At 29.7% G+C, this 1,587-nt stretch carries 1 protein-coding gene; it reads right to left on the bottom strand.

Annotated elements, in window-relative coordinates; genetic code table 11:
- Positions 1-248: 248 nt before the first annotated feature.
- Entirely contained in the window at positions 249-1,433 is a 1,185-nt protein-coding gene (locus AC2D8I_RS16155; protein WP_484707147.1) for a PD-(D/E)XK nuclease family protein, read from the bottom strand.
- Positions 1,434-1,587: the final 154 nt, after the last annotated feature.

Genomic DNA, 1,587 nt, shown 5'->3' with positions numbered 1-1,587 from the left:
GTTTCTTTCCAAGGCATAATTTCTGTTTTTATTCAGAAATTTAGTCTTTAAAAAGTGTAAACGATGTCCCTTTAACTTTGTAAACGATGTTTCTTTACCATACCTTATTGTTGCCAACGTTTTGTATAAGATTAGTGGCGTGTTTAAGTACCTAATTTAGTAAACAAATACTTGCCCGCGGAAAATTCCTAAGGAATTTTCCAAGTAGGCTAGAACTAGCCATTAATTTTATACTTTGTTGCCACACGTTATTTTTCGCCAGCTTTTAGGATTCTTAATTCAGATAATAATTCGTCAATAAAGCTTATTAATTCTTGTTCATTTAAAGTGCTAAAATCCTTTTTTAATTTGTTCAATTCGTTTTCGTGGATTGTGAAATCAGAAACTGAATTAATTCTTTGGTCACAATATACTCGTAAGTCAAAGTCGACGGTTTTAGCCTCCCAAAAATAAACTACATACTTGTCTTCGAAACACCAAATATCCATTTTGAAATAATTTTCGCCAATTTCAAAACCTTCAAAAACTACGTCTATTGATTTATGTCGCCAAATCTTAACAAACGGAAAACAAGTATCTTTATAACGTTCTTCAATTCTGTTTGCTAAATACTGTGGTAAATCATTTAGCATATTACGAATAGAAATTGCTGTTTCTAAGTTCTGATCAGACTGAATTGTATCGTAGAATTTTTTTAGTGCTATTGTATCCATTGTGTTAGTGTTCAAATATTTTATTAATTCGCCATATTGTCTTAAAATACTACTATTGTTAATATTTTGAGAGACAATAATTGAAGGAATTATCCAATTATTATACAGACTGGCTTTGTTGTGATTAGTGTCGAAAACGGGAATTAATTTTAAAGAGCTTTCAATCGATTTACGTTCGACAACTGTCCAATCTCTTTTATCAGGTCTTTTAGCTGAATTTAATGTTAGATAAACAATCGCAACTACTTCATATTCATTCTCAATTTTACCTACATATTTAGGTAATTGACGGAATTGGTCAACAGCATTATTAATTTTATTCTCTATAATAATTGCTTTTTTTGATAAATCATCAGTAATTAAGATGTCAATTTTATGCTTTTCGATATGTATTTTGCTATTTCGAAAGTCATTTTTCTCAACATTAGTTTGATTGTTTTTACCATTGTCTTTATTCAGCAAATCGATAAAAAGGTGTAAGTATTTAGTTCCTTCAAGATGTTTTTCATTTGGATTTAGGAAAGATGCAAAAATGAAACTGTGAAAATTTTCACGATAATAAAAATCGGAAGCTAATGTAAAAACGTTGAAACCAATTTCACTTCTGTCTTTGCGCGACTTTCTATATTCCTTACCTAATTTATAGGTTTCATTGAGGAATTTTTCCGTTTGAAGGTTATGAAGATTTAAAATTTTATCGCAATGTTCAATGAATTTCATAATGTGTGGCAACGTTGTTGTATAAGCTTTGTTGCGTTGTTTAAGCATTTGACCCGTCCTGAAATAAGGCTACATAATTTTAAACATTATGTATAGAAATGACAAAGTCATTAGACGTTACAGTGAACCTTTCAAATTAAAAATTTTAGCCGAA

The organism is Lacinutrix sp. YIN62 (genome assembly GCF_057219185.1).
Note: the sequence above shows the minus strand (reverse complement) of the source record. Positions and strands in the feature narration are given on the sequence as shown.